Raw genomic sequence first — 263 nt, forward strand, 5'->3', positions numbered from 1 at the left:
GGCGGAATCCGGACGTTCAACAAAAACTCGTATTCTCTCGAGGACATTAAAAGAAGCTTCCGCGAACAGCTCTACCTTCTGTTAAATGAGCAGCCGGACGGACTTCTGCTCGAAACCTATTACGACTTAGAAGAAGCGCGCGAAGTTTTAAAGATTGCCAGAAAGGAAACGGAGCTGCCGATCATTTTGAATGTCTCGATGCACGAAGAGGGCGTTCTTCAGGACGGCACCCCGCTTGCGGACGGTCTGAAGCAGCTGGCATC

1 protein-coding gene is annotated in these 263 nt (G+C 51.0%); it reads left to right on the top strand.

Annotated features, from left to right (window positions below; all coding sequences use genetic code 11):
- Positions 1-263 (top strand): homocysteine S-methyltransferase family protein (locus CF394_RS14730; protein ID WP_207761742.1); only part of this gene is annotated, 263 nt, incomplete at both ends.

It is taken from the genome of Tetzosporium hominis (assembly GCF_002265435.1).
GTDB classification, from domain to species: domain Bacteria; phylum Bacillota; class Bacilli; order Bacillales_A; family Planococcaceae; genus Chryseomicrobium; species Chryseomicrobium hominis.